Genomic DNA, 17047 nt, shown 5'->3' on the forward strand with positions numbered 1-17047 from the left:
GCTGTCTAAAACAGCTTTTTAATAATATCGTCTTCCGAAATTCCTTCGGCATCGGCTTTATAATTCTTTACAATTCTATGACGAAGAATTCCAGTTGCAACCGCTTGAACATCTTCGATATCTGGAGAAAATTTTCCATTAAAAGCGGCATTGGTTTTTGCTGCTAAAATTAAGTTTTGAGAAGCTCTTGGTCCTGCTCCCCAATCGATATACGTTTTTACAAATTCGTTCGAAAGCGGATTATCCGGACGTGTTTTGCTTACTAACGAAACTGCATATTCAATTACATTATCGGCCACAGGAATTTTACGAATTACATTTTGAAAATCGATAATTTCCTGAGCCGTGAATAAAGGATTTACCACTGGTTTAAAATCGGATGTTGTTGCTTTCACCACATCAACTTCTTCTTGAAAACTTGGATAATCTAATTTTACGGCAAACATAAAACGATCTAATTGCGCTTCTGGTAACGGATATGTTCCTTCTTGCTCAATTGGATTTTGGGTTGCCAATACAAAATATGGCAAATCTAACTTATAATGATGGCCTGCAACAGTAACAGCTCGCTCTTGCATAGCTTCTAACAATGCTGCTTGAGTTTTAGGAGGCGTTCTGTTGATTTCGTCTGCCAAGATAATATTAGAGAAAATCGGACCTTTAATAAACTTGAAATGACGATTTTCATCTAAAATTTCACTTCCTAAAATATCAGAAGGCATTAAATCGGGTGTAAACTGAATTCTTTTGAAATTCAACCCTAGAGCTTGAGAAATCGTATTTACCATTAAAGTTTTAGCTAATCCGGGTACACCAATAAGTAAAGCGTGACCTCCTGAAAAAATACTCATCACAATTTGATGCACTACTTCATCCTGACCTACAATTACTTTAGCAATTTCTTGTTTTAATGCTTTTTGTCTTTGAACTAATTCCTGAATGGCTGCTACGTCTGACATATTGAATTTAGAATTTAGAATTCGTAAAATTAAACTTAATTATTAAACCCCTAAAATAATAAAAAACCCTCTGAAAATTCAAAGGGTTAGTTAATTTATTTTTTTAACCAATTGTTGGTAAATTCACAATCTTTATAATCATCACTTATTTTAATATAAGTTTCTTTGATTTTTTCTTCAGACCATTTAGCAATTTCTTTGATTTGCTTATCTCTTAAAGCTAATTCTTTAATTTTAAGATAATCTCTAGAAAAATCTGCCTGATGTTCTTCAATTCTATTATTAACAGTAATTATTTTATAAAACTTGCCTGAACCTCTTTCTTCATCTAAAATTGGTAACGAAACTTCACCATCTTTTAAAGAAGAAACTTGAGCGTATAAAGCTGGATCCATTTTGGTTAATTCAAATCTTGGCTCCATTGTTCTTGGATTTAATAAAACCCCACCGTTGTTACGCGTTTCTTTTTCGTCTGATGATGATTTAGCTGCATCAGCAAATGTAATTTCTTTGTTTATAATTTTAGTTCTTATTTGATCAATTTTAATTTTTGCATCTTTCATTGCTTGAGTTGAAACTTTTGGAGCAATTAAAATATGACGCAATTCTACTTCTTGACCTTTAATTTTATCAACCATTATAATATGATAACCAAATTCTGTCTCAAAAGGCTCTGAAATTTCACCTTCAGCTAAACTAAAAGCCACATCTTTAAATTCTTTAACAAATGCTGTTTTACGATTCATTTTGTAGTAACCACCATTTGAACTTGAACCCGGGTCTTCAGAGAACAAAACCGCTTTACTAAAGAAACTAGAACCGTTTAAAACATCTTGTTTAATTTCTTTTAATTTGTCAATTACTCGCTTCTTTTCGTCTTCAGAAATAACTGGTTTTACAACTATTTGAGCTACTTCCATTTCGGCACCAAATGTTGGAATTTCATCAGTTGGAATTCCTTTGAAGAAATTTCTAACTTCCTCAGGAGTAATCTCTACTCCATCAACAATTTTTTTCTGCATTTGCGTGGTAAGCTTGTTCATTTTTACAGCATCAAAAAAATGATTTCTTAACTCTTCCTCATTTTTTTTGTTGTAATATTTAACTACTTTTTCCATTGAACCAATTTGTTCCACTGCAGCATCTAATTGCTCACTTAAATAGGCATTTACTTCTGCATCTGTAACTACAATACTATCTTGAATAGCTTGGTGAGCATATAATTTATCTTCTAATTGTTTACCAAAAAGTTCACAACGAGTAATATTTTTAACGTCAACTCCTTGTGCTTTTAATGTAATGTAATCCAAATCGATATCGGAATCCAATACAACATAATCACCAACCACTGCTACAACTCCATCTACTTTTTGTTTCTTAGGCTGTGCAAATACTGTTGTTGATGTAATAAAAAGTAATGCAAAAAGTAATCTTTTATTTATAAATTTCATATTTATTGTCTTTGATTGCGTCATTCGTAATCTCTTTTTCTAAAGTGTTAATTAATTCTAATTTTCTATTATTAATAATAATTTGCTTGATTGTAGGTTTTAAAAACTCTAAAGGTGTTGCACTATCTTTTGGTAAAACATTATTAATTTTTACCAGCCAAATAGTTGTTGAATCGGGATACTGAAAATTCATTCCACTTGAAACATATTTCTGTTTATTCTCTAAATTAATAAACGGAATTTTTTCATAAACCTGATTAATATCTACCCAAATGGAATCATTAAAAGCATAGCTTTTAAACTGAACCGCCATTTGTTCTAACTCCTTTTTATCTTTTTTTGTAAAGGAACTAAACTTTGATTTAATTTTCGCAAATTTTGGATTTTCTTTAACTAAATTGATATATCTCAATTTTACTAACTCTGATGAATTCTTAAAATATTGCTTATTGTTATTGTAATAATCTACTATCTGATCTTCTGTTACCAAAGTATCTACTTGTCTAATTACCAAATTTTCTAAGTAAGCTTTGGTGTATAAATCAACTTTATATTGTTCAATTAAAACATTAAATTCATCTAATTGATCTTTCCCTATGTTTTTTTCTGCCGCTTCAAAAAGCAATTTTTGAGTTGCCCATCGATCAATAAAAGATTTTACAATAGCAATACTATCTTGTTCTGATGTTCCTTTTGGGACTAAATTTAAGATATCGGATTCGTATAAATAACTTTTACCTACCCGCGCAATAGCTTTTGGTTCTCTAGGTGCTTTGAAATAATCGCACGAAGAAACCAATAGTAAAAGTAAAAGTATTTGAATCCAGTACTTCATTTAGTTATGCAACTGATTTTTAACTTTGGCAAAAACATCTTGATTTACATTAATAGTAAATTCTTTCTTTAATTCATCTACCCAATTGTTCTCTAGATATTGCTGATAATCGCTAATAACTTTTCCTTTACATTCAGACAGTTCTTTTGAACCAGCAGGCTTTACATCCGAAATGTTTACAACAAAAAAGTATTGATCTTTTGAAACAATAGTGGTGACACCTTTTGGCAAGTCTTTAAATTGAGATAAAATATCATAATCTTCTTCATACATACCTGATTTTGACATGATATTTACTTTACCATCTTTATTTAATTGTTCTTTGATGTATTCTAATGATTTTCCTTTTTTCAAAAATTTTTGAGCTTTCTCAATAACTTTACTATCTGTTGATGATAAAATATCAGCACTATATCGCTTTTTCCATTGGTAGTTTTTGATGTTATTTTTAAAATAATCGTTTAATCCTATAGTATCGTTTTTAGCTCTGTTCCAAATCTCTTTTTCCATCAAATCAAAAAGCAATAAACCGTCTCTGTATTCATCCATTACATTTTTAAATTCTGAAAATTCATTCTCTAAATTATCATTGTAATAAGTTATTAATTGCTCGTCAACAAATTTTTCAAACAATTCGTCTACTAATCTAGCAACAGGTTTTGTTTTAATGTTTGACTTTTGCTTTGAAGCAATAAAATCTAAAAACACTTTAGAATTGATTTTTCTTTCTTTGTTAATTGTTAAAACAATACCATTTAAATCTTTTGATTTTTCAGGAACAACCCAAGTTTGAGTATAAAACTCATCATTAACTAATCCTTTTATTGTCACAATTAATTTTGAGTCTTTAGTAAATGTATATTTTGCTCTTAATTTTTTAGCCAAAGAATTAGTAATCAACAAAGAACGTTCATCTTTTCTGATTTTATCCTCTAACTCAAATTTCATATCGTCAAACGTACGAACTGGATGCTTTTCAATTAATTTAACAATATGCCATCCAAACTGTGATTGAAAAGGAACTGAAATTTGATTTTTATCTTTTAATTCAAAAGCTACATTTTCAAATTCTTCTGAACTCAACTGTCCAGAACCAAAACGTTGCAAAACACCACCTTTAGCAGATGATGATTTGTCTTCAGAAAATTGTTGTGCTAAACTTTCGAAATTTTCTCCTTGTTGAATTTTTTTATAAATATCATCAATAGTTGTTTTAGCTTTTTCATTTTGAGCAGCATCATTTTGCTTTAAAATCATAATGTGTGCCACCGTAACTTCCCCTCTATTTACTCTCTTATCAACAACTTTTATGATGTGGTATCCAAAACGAGTACGAAATGGCTTAGAAACTTGACCTACTTTAGTTTTGTAAGCTGCATTTTCAAAAGGATATACCATTCTGAAAGCTGAAAAATAACCTAAATCACCATTATTTTCTTTTACTGAAGGGTCTTCAGAAAACTGTTGTGCTACTTTAATAAAATCTTCACCAGCATCTAATCTTTTCTTAATATCAAGAACTTTATTATAAGCTTTTAAAGTATCTTGAGACGATGCGCCTTCATCAACTAAAACTAAAATATGAGAAGCTCTAACTTCTTGTTGCATTCTATCATAAGCTTCATGCACCAATTCGTTGGTAACTTTAGAATCATTTACATAATTCTTTGACAATTGATTTCTATACGATTTTAATTCGTTCTGATAATTTGTACCATTTTGCAAACCAATTTTATTTGCCTTTTCAACTTTTAATTTATATCCCAAAAATAAATCTAAATATTTGTCTAAATCTTTCTGAGAATCATCTTTTACTAAATCTAAATTTTTATTGTACACTCTAACGAATTCATCTGTGTAATAAGGATGATTATCAATAGTAAATAAAACTTCCTTAGTTTGAGCCAATAAAAAACTCGGAGCTATTAAAAAAACAAAAATAAGTAGGCGACTAATTTTCATATAAATCATACATTTTAAGTTGTAATCGACAAAAATAACAATTCGAGACTATTTCACAACATTTATAAGCGACTATTAACAGAAAATTCTGCAAAAAAAAGTTACTTTTGCACAAAATTTTGAATAATGAGTTTTATAGAAGAAATAGCAAGAAGACGAACTTTTGGAATTATCTCACATCCCGATGCTGGTAAAACGACTTTAACCGAAAAATTATTGTTGTTTGGAGGAGCAATTCAGGAAGCTGGAGCTGTAAAGAGTAATAAAATTAAAAAAGGAGCTACTTCCGATTTCATGGAGATTGAAAGACAAAGAGGAATTTCGGTAGCGACTTCTGTTTTGGCTTTTAACTATCAAAATAAAAAAATCAACATCTTAGATACGCCTGGTCACAAAGACTTTGCAGAAGATACTTTTAGAACTTTAACTGCTGTTGATAGTGTTATCGTTGTAATCGACGTTGCAAAAGGGGTTGAGGAACAAACCGAAAAATTAGTAGAAGTTTGTAGAATGCGAAACATTCCGATGATTGTTTTCATTAACAAATTAGACCGTGAAGGTAAAGATGCCTTTGATTTGATGGACGAAGTGGAGCAAAAACTAAAACTTCGCGTAACTCCACTGAGTTTTCCTATTGGAATGGGATATGATTTTAAAGGAATTTACAATATTTGGGAAAAGAATATCAACCTTTTTGAAGGTGATAGCCGTAAAAATATTGAAGAAACGATTGCTTTTGATGACATCAATAATCCAGAATTAGAAAAAATTATTGGTGAAAAACCAGCAAATCGCTTACGTGAAGAATTAGAATTAATTGAAGAAGTATATCCAGCATTTAGTCGTGAAGAATATTTAGAAGGCGATTTACAGCCGGTTTTCTTTGGTTCGGCTTTAAATAATTTTGGTGTTCGTGAATTATTAGATTGTTTCGTTGAAATTGCACCAACACCAAGAGCTAAAGAATCAGATACTAGATTAGTTCATCCTGAAGAAGAAAAATTAAGTGGATTTGTATTTAAAATTCATGCCAATATGGATCCAAAACATAGAGACCGTTTGGCATTCATAAAAATTGTATCGGGAACGTTTGAAAAGAACAAACCGTATTTACACGTTCGTTTAGGAAAGAATTTAAAATTCTCGAGTCCGAATGCATTTTTTGCTGAGAAAAAAGAGATTGTAGATATTTCGTATCCTGGTGATATCGTAGGTTTACATGATACTGGAAATTTTAAAATTGGAGACACATTAACCGAAGGCGAAATCATGAATTTTAAAGGAATTCCAAGTTTCTCACCAGAGCATTTTAGATATATCAATAATGCTGATCCATTAAAATCGAAACAATTAGAAAAAGGAGTTGACCAGTTAATGGACGAAGGTGTAGCGCAGTTGTTTACCTTAGAAATGAATGGCAGAAAAGTAATTGGAACTGTTGGAGCACTTCAATACGAAGTAATTCAATATCGTTTGGAGCATGAATATGGAGCAAAATGTACGTATGAAAACTTCCCTGCATTTAAAGCATGTTGGGTAAAACCTCAAGATCCTAAAAATGTTGAATTTGCGGAATTTAAACGTGTAAAGCAAAAATTCTTAGGTCATGATAAATACGGACAATTGGTTTTCTTAGCCGATAGTGACTTCTCTATTCAAATGACGCAACAAAAATACCCAACGGTTGAATTATTTTTTACTTCAGATTTTCAAAAAAGATAATTTATTAGTATAATTGCACTAATTATTAATAAAGTCCCCAAATTTAAAAATATGAAATCAAACCTATTTAAACTCTATGCAACACTTATGATGGCTTTTGTAAGCTTCTTAAGTTTTGCGGATCCAATTGATCCACCTGCGGATGATGATCCACCACCAGCACCAATTAATACAAAACTAATTTGGTTAGCAGTTGCAGGAATTATCTTTGTTTACTTTTATTTTAGAAAACAAGCTAAGACTACAAGTCAAAACTAAAAATAAAAAAAGACCTGAAAAATTTCAGGTCTTTTTTTATTCAACTATTATCTATTTCTCTTTTGTTCTCTTGCTAACAAAGTGTTTTTCAACAACATTGCGATTGTCATAGGTCCTACTCCTCCAGGAACTGGCGTAATGTAGGATGCTTTTTTAGATACATTTTCGAAATCTACATCACCAACAATTCTATAGCCTTTTTCAGTAGTTTCGTCTTCTACTCTTGTGATTCCTACGTCGATTATTACAACATCGTCTTTTACCATTTCTGCTTTTAGGAAATTTGGAACTCCTAATGCAGAAATAATAATATCCGCTTGAGATGTAATTTGGTTGATGTTTTTAGAATGACTGTGTGTAACCGTTACCGTTGAATTTCCAGGAAATCCTTTTCTTCCCATTAAAATTCCCATTGGTCTACCAACGATATGACTTCTTCCAATAACTACAGTGTGTTTTCCATCGGTTGGAACATTATATCTTTCTAATAATTCTAAAATTCCGAATGGTGTTGCTGGAATAAAAGTAGACATATCTAAAGCCATTTTTCCAAAGTTTTCTGGATGGAAACCATCTACATCTTTACTTGGATCGATAGCTTCAATGATTTTTTGTGTATCAATTTGTTTTGGTAACGGCAATTGAACAATGAATCCATCAATATCATCATTTTCGTTCAATTCTTTAATTTTTTTCAACAATTCAGTTTCAGAAGTTGTGCTTGGCATTTTAATCAAAGTAGATTCAAAACCAACTCTTTCACAGGATTTTACTTTGCTTCCAACATAAGTTAAACTCGCTCCATCGTTACCAACAATAATGGCTGCTAAATGAGGAACTTTTTCTCCATTAGCTTTCATTTGAGCTACCTCAGCAGCAATCTCATTTTTAATATCTTCCGATACCTTTTTTCCGTCTAAAATTTGCATTTGTTTTTTGTTTCAGGTTTAGTGTTTTGGAATTAAAGTTGTGTGTTTTCCAAAACAAATAGTTAGTATATTTAAAAAAATAAGGCTTAAACTCGAAAATTTAAACCTTAACTGTAATTTACATTTTTGGCATTCCGCCTTTCATTCCAGCCATAGCCTTCATCATATTTTTTCCGCCACCGCCTTGCATCATTTTCATCATTTTGCTCATTTGGTCGAATTGTTTCATCAATTGGTTGACTTGCTCAATTTTTGTTCCCGAACCTTTTGCAATTCTGGTTTTACGTTTTACATCGATTAAGGATGGTTTGCTTCTTTCAATTGGTGTCATTGATTGAATAATAGCTTCAATATGTTTGAATGCATCGTCTTCAATTTCAACATCTTTTAATGCTTTTCCAGCACCAGGAATCATTCCAACAAGGTCTTTCATGTTCCCCATTTTCTTGATTTGCTGAATTTGCGCTAAGAAATCGTCAAAACCAAATTCGTTTTTAGCGATTTTCTTCTGTAATTTTCTTGCTTCTTCTTCGTCGTATTGCTCTTGTGCTCTTTCTACTAAGGAAACAACGTCTCCCATTCCCAAGATTCTATCCGCCATACGATTTGGATAGAACACGTCGATAGCTTCCATTTTTTCACCTGTACCGATGAATTTAATTGGTTTGTTTACCACCGATTTAATCGAAATGGCAGCTCCTCCACGAGTATCACCATCTAACTTCGTTAAGATAACTCCGTCAAAATTTAATCTATCATTAAAGGCTTTTGCTGTATTTACTGCATCTTGCCCTGTCATGGCATCCACAACAAACAAAGTTTCATGTGGCTCAATTGCTTTATGAACGTTTGCAATTTCGTTCATCATTTGCTCATCCACTGCCAAACGACCTGCGGTATCGACGATTACAACATTAAAACCATTTGCTTTTGCATGTTTGATAGCGTTTTGAGCAATTTCAACTGGATTTTTATTTTCTGGTTCTGAATATACTTCAACGCCAATTTGTCCACCTACTACATGCAACTGATTGATTGCCGCAGGACGATAGATATCACAAGCTACCAATAAAGGTTTTTTGTTCTTTTTAGTTTTTAAAAAGTTGGCTAATTTTCCAGAAAAAGTAGTTTTACCAGAACCCTGTAAACCCGACATCAAAATCACAGTTGGGTTTCCTGATAAATTAATTCCAGCGGCATCACCACCCATTAATTCGGTCAATTCATCTTTAACAATTTTCACCATTAACTGACCTGGCTGTAACGTAGTTAATACGTTTTCACCAATTGCTTTTTCTTTTACTCTTGTAGTAAAATCTTTGGCAATTTTAAAGTTAACGTCGGCATCTAATAATGCTCTACGCACTTCTTTTAAAGTATCGGCAACATTTACATCGGTAATTTTACCATGACCTTTTAACAGATGTAGGGCTTTATCTAACTTATCGCTTAAATTATCAAACATAATTTTGAATTTGTGTAATGAAGTGCAAAGATAAGATAAAGTTATAAAGTCGCAAAATAGTAGTTTACTTAAAAAATGTTTTCTTGAATTATAATTTTAGGAATAATGAGCTGACTGAATTTTAAATTTGGAAGGCATTGGTTTTTATGTAACAAAATAGAATACTGTTAGTCTAATTAAAACATAATCAATTTATAACTAATTAGCCATGATCTTAACAACAACCAATTCTATTGATGGTTTTAGTATTGCAGAATACAGAGGCATTGTTTCTGGAACAGCAGTAAATATGCAAAAAATGAAAATGACTTTCAACATGCAAAAATATTACGCAGGCATAAGCGAAAGTGTTTCTGAAATCAAAGACCAAGCTTTTGAGCAACTAAAATCAAATGCAGAAAAATTAAATGCCAATGCAGTTGTGGGGATTAATGTGGATATTGAATTGACAACAAGCAATTATGTCATAGTAACTATAACAGGGACAGCTGTTAGTATTATTAAAAGATAGTTAAGCTATTATTATAAAAAAAACCAGCCGTAAAAGCTGGTTTTAATTTTATTTGAATTTTGTTAATCTTTCTCAAAAGTTAAATAATCAATACTTCCATCGCCACCACTTACGTGTTTTAATTCGATTTTAGTTGTAGTTCTGGAAATAACATCCCAATCTTCACTGATTTCTTCAAATGGACCATCAAGTGCAGTAAACATCATATCTAATTTAGTATAACCGCTATCGGTATAAGTACTCCAGTCGCCTGATTGAGTTGTTGAACCATTGGTTGCTGTTAAAGAACCATCAGCTCCAAAGGTAAAACTGTAACCTGAATAATTATTGGTTTGTACTACATCGTTCTCTTTATAAAAAGTCACAACCCATTGACCGTCAGTTACAGTCGAAGTAATTTCTGTAGGATTTGATATTTGTGTAGAAGTATCATCGTCATCACTACACATCGATGCTACGTTTAACACAAATAGCAAAGATAAAATTGAGATTAATTTTAATTTTTTCATGATTTTTGTTTTGTTTAGTAACGCTAAATTATAAAAAAAAGTATGCCATTAATCTTGAATCTTAAATACTTTTCTCAAAATATCTTCCATTAAACACCATTTGGTAATGGAGGATTGTAATAAATTGGCTCCAACAAAAATGGTAAACCAAAACCAATTTTCGTTAACATACATTCCTAACAGCACACTTAAAATAATAAAGGTTCCTGCTATTGCTCTTATTAATCTGTTTATCATAATCTTTGATTTTAATTATATTGTTCTACTGCTAAAACGGCCAAATGAACCTGTGAAGTTGACTCTTGATGTGTATTAAATTTACTGACTAAATCAAACAAAATAGTCACGTTCTCTTTTAAAATATAAGCATAAAAAACGTTTGATTCTGTTTCATTCATTTCTGAACCAAACCAATTAGATTCTACACTTTCCTCTGAAGCATCTCTAAAACCTTTTACATCTCTGTAGGAATACGATTTAACTTTGGCTTCTTTTAGCATTTTTTTGATGTCTTTTTCAAATTCTGCTATTGCTGTGATTACTACTAGTTTCATGTTTTTATTTTTTAGATTCTGAAACAAGTTCAGAATGACATAATTTAATTATTTTTCTCCCATTTTTTGCGTTCCGTGATGTAGTAAATCAATGGAACAACTATTAATGTTAGTAATGTTGAAACAATGGCACCTGCAACTAACGAAATCGCTAATCCTTGAAAAATTGGGTCAAACAAAATGATTGAAGCACCTATTACAACCGCTCCAGTGGTTAATAAAATTGGCGTAGTTCTTACAGCTCCAGCTTCAATGATGGCTTGTTTCATTGGAATTCCATCGTTCAAACGAATTTCGATAAAGTCAATCAGTAAGACCGAATTCCGAACCATAACTCCGGCTAATGCAATCATTCCAATGAACGAAGTTGCTGTAAAGAAAGCACCTAAAACCCAGTGACCTAATACAATTCCAACCAATGAAAGCGGAATTGCCACCATCATTACTAATGGTGTTTTGAAGTTTTGAAACCAACCTACAATCAACATGTAAATCACAATAATTACAACTAAGAACGCTGCACCTAAATCACGGAATACTTCTAAGGTTATTTGCCATTCACCATCCCATTTTACGGTGAAATCGCTCTCATCTGAAGGAGTATCCATGTACAATTCGTTTACTTTGTAACCTTTTGGTAATTCCATTTTCTCTAACTTCTCATTCATTCCCAAAATAGCATAAACTGGACTTTCTAATGCTCCCGCCATATCTGCCAATACATAAACCACACGCTTTTGATCTTTTCTATAAATCGTGTTTTGTAACGTATCTGTAGTGACTTTAACCAAATCACTCACAGGAACCACATTGCCACGACTACCTTTGATTTTTAAATTTTGAATATCTTGAATCGAAGTTTTGTCTTTGTCTTCTAATGAAAGCGTAATACCTACAGGATTATTCGAACGTTCATCGTACAAGTTAGAAACTGGCATTTCTCTTAACAAATACGTCAAATTACCTACTACTTGTTGTGGAGCAATTCCGTTCAACATGGCTTTTTCTCTATCAACTTCTAATTTGTATTCTACTTGAGGTGCTTCTACCATCCAATCGGTATCTACTACATCAGAAGTAGTTTCCAAAATGGTTTTAACTTGGTTCGCAACTTTGATTTGGTCTTCATAATTTGGTCCATACACCTCAGCAACTAACGTAGATAAAACCGGTGGTCCTGGCGGTACTTCAACGATTTTCACATTCGCACCGTATTTTTTTGCAATTTTTTGTACTTCTGGACGCACTACTTTTGCGATATCATGACTTTGTAAATCTCTATCTTCTTTGTGTAGTAAATTCACCTGAATATCCGCCATATTACTTCCGCCACGCATATCATAATGACGTACCAAGCCATTGAATGTAATTGGAGCTGATGCACCTACATAATTCTGATAATCCACCACTTCTGGAACAGTTGAAAGATATTGCGCAATTTCTTTAGTAACCGCAGCAGTTCGTTCTAACGTAGTTCCTTCTGGCATATCGATTACGACTTGGAATTCGTTTTTATTATCAAAAGGCAACATTTTCACCGCAACTGATTTCGTAAAAAACATCAAAACCGAACCGATTAACAAAACGCCTGTTATCAAAAACATTAGATTACGCTTTTTAGAATTGTCTAAAAGTGGTTCTTCAATTTTTTTGTAAATTCTATAAATCCATGAGGTTTCTAAACCTTGTTCTTCTTTGTGTTCTTGCTCGTCTTTTTCGTGTAATAAATGGTATCCCAAATAAGGTGTAACGGTCAAAGCTACAAACAACGATAATATCATCGCAATCGAAGCACCAATCGGCATCGGACTCATGTAAGGCCCCATCATTCCTGATACGAAAGCCATTGGCAAAATAGCTGCAATTACAGTAAAAGTCGCTAAAATGGTTGGGTTTCCAACTTCGTTAATCGCATAAATAGCCGCTTGTTTGAACGGTAGTCGCTTCATTTTGAAATGTCGGTGCATGTTTTCGGCAATAATAATACTGTCGTCGACCACAATTCCTACAACAAAAACTAATGCAAAAAGCGTGATTCGATTTAAGGTGTATCCCAATAAATAATAACTAAATAAAGTCAATGCAAAAGTCAATGGAACGGAGAAAAACACTACTAATCCGCCTCTCCAACCCATTGCTAACATAACTAAAACAGTTACTGCAATAATAGCAACACCTAAGTGTAACAACAACTCTCCTACTTTATCCGATGCTGTTTCTCCATAGTTTCTGGAAACTTCAACATGTACATCAGTTGGAATTACATTTTTCTTTAAAGCTTCTACTCGTTCCAGAATTTTCTCTGAAATTTTCATCGCATCTGCACCTTTAACTTTTGCAATCGAAATGGTTACGGCTGGATACTCCGAATTGTGTTTTGCGAAATTTTCATTCGCTTTTCCGTATCCAAAAGAAACATAATTCTTTGGTGTTTGTGGGCCGTCTTGGATAGATGCGACTTGTTTTAGATAAACTGGCATATTGTTATTTACGCCTACAACCAAGTTTTCTACATCTTCAGAAGTGGATAAAAACTTACCAGTTGTGACTAAATATTCGGTGTCATTTTGCACAAAACTTCCTGATTGCGAACTTCCATTATTGGCTTGAATCATTTGCATAATGCTCAACGCATCTACACCATTTTCGCCCATTTTATCTTTGTCTAAAACTACTTTTAGCTCGCGCGTTCTTCCACCAATTTCTTTTGTAATCGCAACGTCTTTTACTTTTTCAACTTCCGAAGTAACTTCTTCTGCTATTTGACGCAATTGAAAATCATCATATTTTTCGCTCCAAAGCGTTAATCCTAACATCGGAACATCGTCAATAGAACGGGTTTTTACCATGGGTTGATAAACACCTTGCGGAAACATATTTTGGTGTTTCATCAATTCGTCGTATAATTTTACATACGAATCTTCGCTGTTTTCACCCACATAAAATTGTACGACCATCATTGCCTGACCGTTCATTGCCATACTATGAATGTGCTCTACTCCTTTGATGTTTGAAATTACTTTTTCAAGCGGTTTAATTACTCTGCTTTCTACTTCGCTTGGACTTGCTCCTGGATAACCCACCATTACGTCGGCCATAGGAACATTAATTTGAGGTTCTTCTTCTCTTGGAATTAAGAACGAACTGTATGTACCAATAATCATCAACGCTACCATCAATAAAATGGTTAGTTTTGAGTTGATGAAAAAATTGGCTATTTTACCTGATATACCTTCTTGCATTTTTTTAAGTTTAAATGTTTATAGCATTCTTTTTACTGAACACTGATTACTGAACACTAACCTTTGCTCCGTTAAATAATTTCCCTTCAGCTGAAACGATATATTGTTCGTCTGCTGATAATCCTGATAAAACTTCTACTTGATTACCAAATGTTTTTCCGATTCGTAACCATCTTAGTATAGCCACATTGCCGCTTCCTACGGTGTAAATTCCAGTCAGTTGACCTTGTTCTACTAAAGCGCTTTCTGGAACCATAACTACAGTTGATTTTACAGCGGTTGATTCTTTTTTAGCCGTTGGAAATTGAACGTTGACAAACATTCCAGATAAAATTTCTTTATCCATTTTGTCTAAAGTTACTTTCACCAAATATTGTCCACCCGTATTTTTTGCGGATAGACTCACTTCAGAAACTTTTCCAGCAACTTCTTTGTTTAATGATTTCACGTTGATTTTAACTGGCATTCCGTTTTTTACATTCGAAATATCACTTTCTGAAACCATTGCCGTTACTTGTAATCTTGAAGCGCCTTCAATACTTACCAAAGGCATTCCTGGGTTGGCCATATCGCCTTCTTTTACGAAAGTATTAGTTACCGTTCCTGAAAATGGAGCTGTAATATTTGAATACGAAAACTGCGCCATCACTTCATTACGCATTTGTTTAGCTGCTTCTAAACCTGCTTTTGCCATTTCGTAGCGTGCTGTCATATCGTCCAATTCTTTTTGCGAAGCTGATTGTTGTGCAAACAAATTCACAAAACGATCATAATCTTTCTTAGCATTGTTATACCCTGCAGTTGCTTGTGTGATGGATGCGTCAACTTGTGCTTTTTTAGCTTGCAAATCGGTGTTATTAATGCTTACCAAAAGTTGTCCAGCCGATACATTTTGTCCCACTTTTACATTCACTTTGGTGACATATCCCATCATTCTGGTGCTTAAATTCGCACTGTTTTCCGATTCTATTTTTCCACTTGCCGTTATGTATGGACTATTAGAGTTTCCAGAATTTCCAGCCACTTTTACAGGAATTGCAGGTAAATCAGCTACATTTTCTTTTTTATCACTTCCACAAGATGTTAAGATTAGTGATGCGATTGTTAGTATTGCTATTATTTTTTTCATAATGTTGTTGTTTTTAGTCTTAATTCTTACTACTCTAGTCTTACTCTTACTCTTACTTAGTTAAAAATTGTAAGTATTGTTTGGTAAAGTTATATTCGAAAACGGCTTGCAAATGCTCTAATTCTTTTTGTGCCATTTGCGTTTCAGCCATTAATAAATCGGTTGTTTTTTCTAATCCTTGTGTGAATCTATTTTGGCGAATTCTAAAAGCTTCTTGCGATTGTTCAAAAGCTAATTTGGACAAATTCACTTTGTTTTCTGCATCTAGCAATTGACGATTGGTTTTACTCAATTCTAACTGGCTTTGCTTTTTGTATTGTTCAGTTTCAATTTCGGCTTTTTCAAAATCAGCTTTTGCCTTTTGCGTTTTTCCAATAGTTTTAAATCCATCAAAAACATTCCATGATAATTGCGCACCCACTAAATACCCTTTAGCTGAAGTTCCGAAAATATTTTGATCATATAATTCATAACTTCCAAAAGCGTTTAATCGAGGTAAGAATCCAAATTTTGAAGATTGAAACATTTTTTTATACGCTTCAGACGATTTTTGCATCGCTTGAATATCTTTTCTGGAATCAGAAATTATTGTATTGATACTTTCAATTGCAATTGAATTATCTAAAGCTTCTGCTGGCTTATAGGTTTTTCCAGCCATATCTTCGTTCAATAAAAACGCTAAATAATCGGATGCGTTTTGCACATTTGATTTGGCATATTGTAATTGATTTGTAATTTCATTCACACGAACTTGAACGTTTAACAAATCGGTTTTTTGCAACATTCCGTTTTTGAAGTAGTTTTCAACCATTTTTAAATTGCCTTGTGCGGTTGCATTCGCTTTTTCTAAGACTTTCACTGCTTTATAAGCCAATTGCAATTGCATATATGCTTTTGAAACTTCCAATTCTAAATATTCTTTAGTTCGTTCAGTTTGTAATTGAAAAGCATCCATTTTTGCTTTAGCGGCTTGTCTTCCATATAAACCATCTAAATTAAAAAGAGGTTGTTGTACTTCGATTTTAGTTGCGAAGTTTTGCGTTTTTTCAGGATCATTCAACAACGCAGGATTAAAATCGGAAGCGGTTAAAATTTCCTGATTTAATTTCGAACCAAAAGCCATTAACGGATTCGTTGTAGAAATTCCAGTATGCGAAACATTGATATTAGGCAAAAAAAGTGCATTTGATTGACGATAATCTGCTTTAGCCGATTGAAATGATTTTTCAGCCACTTTGATTTGTAAATTGTTCTCTGTGACTTTTTGTAACAAATCATTTTTTGAAATCGTCAGCGTATCTTGTGCAAAAGTAGCACCAGTTACCATTCCTAATACGATTAATAAATTGACTTTTTTCATAGTATAGTTTTATTCTTATTTTATGTTACAAATGTACATTCGTAAAAAAAGGTAGTCGGTAACAAGAGTTACACAGGTTTGCAATACTTGTTACAAATGAAAAGAGCATCTCTTCAGATGCTCTTTTGCTAACCAATAAAACTAAAAACAATCATCATCTT

15 protein-coding genes are annotated in these 17047 nt (G+C 32.7%); 3 read left to right on the top strand and 12 right to left on the bottom strand.

Going from position 1 to position 17047, the window contains the following annotated elements:
- Nucleotides 1–5: 5 nt before the first annotated feature.
- From B2741_RS05145 to B2741_RS05160, 4 genes are all read right to left on the bottom strand, one after another.
- Complete coding sequence (locus tag B2741_RS05145) at nucleotides 6–959, bottom strand: AAA family ATPase (protein WP_262318019.1); 954 nt, start codon at nucleotides 957–959, stop codon at nucleotides 6–8.
- Nucleotides 960–1054: 95 nt separating this feature from the next.
- On the bottom strand, nucleotides 1055–2410 hold the full coding sequence (locus B2741_RS05150; protein WP_291136049.1) for a peptidylprolyl isomerase: 1356 nt from the start codon (nucleotides 2408–2410) through the stop codon (nucleotides 1055–1057).
- Nucleotides 2394–3245: a hypothetical protein gene (locus tag B2741_RS05155; RefSeq protein WP_291136050.1), complete on the bottom strand. Its 852-nt coding sequence runs from the start codon at nucleotides 3243–3245 to the stop codon at nucleotides 2394–2396. The genes B2741_RS05150 and B2741_RS05155 overlap by 17 nt, the downstream gene beginning before the upstream one ends.
- Entirely contained in the window at nucleotides 3246–5207 is a 1962-nt protein-coding gene (locus B2741_RS05160) for a peptidylprolyl isomerase (protein ID WP_291136052.1), read from the bottom strand.
- Between the two features lie 126 nt (nucleotides 5208–5333).
- Here B2741_RS05160 and B2741_RS05165 point away from each other — a divergent pair, with 126 nt between their 5' ends.
- Nucleotides 5334–6929 carry a peptide chain release factor 3 gene (locus B2741_RS05165; RefSeq protein ID WP_291136054.1) on the top strand — a complete coding sequence of 532 codons (1596 nt, stop codon included), beginning with the start codon at nucleotides 5334–5336 and terminating at the stop codon, nucleotides 6927–6929.
- A 51-nt stretch (nucleotides 6930–6980) separates the two neighbouring features.
- Complete coding sequence (locus B2741_RS05170) at nucleotides 6981–7187, top strand: hypothetical protein (protein ID WP_290822632.1); 207 nt, start codon at nucleotides 6981–6983, stop codon at nucleotides 7185–7187.
- A gap of 47 nt (nucleotides 7188–7234) precedes the next feature.
- Here B2741_RS05170 and B2741_RS05175 read toward each other — a convergent pair whose 3' ends face one another.
- Together B2741_RS05175 and ffh are read right to left on the bottom strand one after the other, a co-directional pair.
- Entirely contained in the window at nucleotides 7235–8116 is an 882-nt protein-coding gene (locus tag B2741_RS05175) for a bifunctional 5,10-methylenetetrahydrofolate dehydrogenase/5,10-methenyltetrahydrofolate cyclohydrolase (RefSeq protein ID WP_262318730.1), read from the bottom strand.
- Nucleotides 8117–8234: 118 nt separating this feature from the next.
- Entirely contained in the window at nucleotides 8235–9581 is a 1347-nt protein-coding gene (ffh, locus tag B2741_RS05180) for a signal recognition particle protein (protein ID WP_291136056.1), read from the bottom strand.
- Nucleotides 9582–9789: 208 nt separating this feature from the next.
- Here ffh and B2741_RS05185 point away from each other — a divergent pair, with 208 nt between their 5' ends.
- A complete protein-coding gene (locus tag B2741_RS05185) occupies nucleotides 9790–10092 on the top strand; it encodes a YbjQ family protein (protein ID WP_008254165.1) in 303 nt (100 codons plus the stop codon).
- A gap of 62 nt (nucleotides 10093–10154) precedes the next feature.
- Here the strand turns inward: B2741_RS05185 and B2741_RS05190 are convergent, their stop codons facing one another.
- From B2741_RS05190 to B2741_RS05215, 6 genes are read right to left on the bottom strand one after another with little or no spacing between them, the layout of a single operon-like run.
- Entirely contained in the window at nucleotides 10155–10601 is a 447-nt protein-coding gene (locus B2741_RS05190; protein WP_291136059.1) for a hypothetical protein, read from the bottom strand.
- A 48-nt stretch (nucleotides 10602–10649) separates the two neighbouring features.
- Nucleotides 10650–10838, bottom strand: coding sequence for a YgaP family membrane protein (locus B2741_RS05195; RefSeq protein ID WP_262318732.1), 189 nt, complete (start codon nucleotides 10836–10838; stop codon nucleotides 10650–10652).
- Between the two features lie 11 nt (nucleotides 10839–10849).
- Nucleotides 10850–11155 (bottom strand): hypothetical protein, encoded by a 306-nt coding sequence (locus B2741_RS05200; RefSeq protein ID WP_291136061.1) that lies wholly within the window; start codon nucleotides 11153–11155, stop codon nucleotides 10850–10852.
- 44 nt (nucleotides 11156–11199) lie between these two features.
- Complete coding sequence (locus tag B2741_RS05205; RefSeq protein WP_291136063.1) at nucleotides 11200–14397, bottom strand: efflux RND transporter permease subunit; 3198 nt, start codon at nucleotides 14395–14397, stop codon at nucleotides 11200–11202.
- Nucleotides 14398–14443: 46 nt separating this feature from the next.
- The gene (locus B2741_RS05210) at nucleotides 14444–15526 is read right to left on the bottom strand and encodes an efflux RND transporter periplasmic adaptor subunit (protein ID WP_291136065.1); all 1083 of its coding nucleotides are present in this window, start codon (nucleotides 15524–15526) and stop codon (nucleotides 14444–14446) included.
- A gap of 52 nt (nucleotides 15527–15578) precedes the next feature.
- Nucleotides 15579–16886 carry a TolC family protein gene (locus tag B2741_RS05215; protein WP_291136067.1) on the bottom strand — a complete coding sequence of 436 codons (1308 nt, stop codon included), beginning with the start codon at nucleotides 16884–16886 and terminating at the stop codon, nucleotides 15579–15581.
- Nucleotides 16887–17047: the final 161 nt, after the last annotated feature.

The organism is Flavobacterium sp. UBA7663 (assembly GCF_002483315.1).
Lineage (GTDB): Bacteria > Bacteroidota > Bacteroidia > Flavobacteriales > Flavobacteriaceae > Flavobacterium.

What these genes read in the sequence shown, in the direction of transcription:
- ffh (WP_291136056.1), bottom strand. Translation starts at nt 9,581, where the DNA reads ATGTTTGATAATTTAAGCGATAAGTTAGATAAAGCCCTACATCTGTTA.
- B2741_RS05170 (WP_290822632.1), top strand. Translation starts at nt 6,981, where the DNA reads ATGAAATCAAACCTATTTAAACTCTATGCAACACTTATGATGGCTTTT.
- B2741_RS05145 (WP_262318019.1), bottom strand. Translation starts at nt 959, where the DNA reads ATGTCAGACGTAGCAGCCATTCAGGAATTAGTTCAAAGACAAAAAGCA.
- B2741_RS05195 (WP_262318732.1), bottom strand. Translation starts at nt 10,838, where the DNA reads ATGATAAACAGATTAATAAGAGCAATAGCAGGAACCTTTATTATTTTA.
- B2741_RS05215 (WP_291136067.1), bottom strand. Translation starts at nt 16,886, where the DNA reads ATGAAAAAAGTCAATTTATTAATCGTATTAGGAATGGTAACTGGTGCT.
- B2741_RS05210 (WP_291136065.1), bottom strand. Translation starts at nt 15,526, where the DNA reads ATGAAAAAAATAATAGCAATACTAACAATCGCATCACTAATCTTAACA.
- B2741_RS05200 (WP_291136061.1), bottom strand. Translation starts at nt 11,155, where the DNA reads ATGAAACTAGTAGTAATCACAGCAATAGCAGAATTTGAAAAAGACATC.
- B2741_RS05190 (WP_291136059.1), bottom strand. Translation starts at nt 10,601, where the DNA reads ATGAAAAAATTAAAATTAATCTCAATTTTATCTTTGCTATTTGTGTTA.
- B2741_RS05150 (WP_291136049.1), bottom strand. Translation starts at nt 2,410, where the DNA reads ATGAAATTTATAAATAAAAGATTACTTTTTGCATTACTTTTTATTACA.
- B2741_RS05165 (WP_291136054.1), top strand. Translation starts at nt 5,334, where the DNA reads ATGAGTTTTATAGAAGAAATAGCAAGAAGACGAACTTTTGGAATTATC.
- B2741_RS05175 (WP_262318730.1), bottom strand. Translation starts at nt 8,116, where the DNA reads ATGCAAATTTTAGACGGAAAAAAGGTATCGGAAGATATTAAAAATGAG.
- B2741_RS05160 (WP_291136052.1), bottom strand. Translation starts at nt 5,207, where the DNA reads ATGAAAATTAGTCGCCTACTTATTTTTGTTTTTTTAATAGCTCCGAGT.
- B2741_RS05155 (WP_291136050.1), bottom strand. Translation starts at nt 3,245, where the DNA reads ATGAAGTACTGGATTCAAATACTTTTACTTTTACTATTGGTTTCTTCG.
- B2741_RS05185 (WP_008254165.1), top strand. Translation starts at nt 9,790, where the DNA reads ATGATCTTAACAACAACCAATTCTATTGATGGTTTTAGTATTGCAGAA.
- B2741_RS05205 (WP_291136063.1), bottom strand. Translation starts at nt 14,397, where the DNA reads ATGCAAGAAGGTATATCAGGTAAAATAGCCAATTTTTTCATCAACTCA.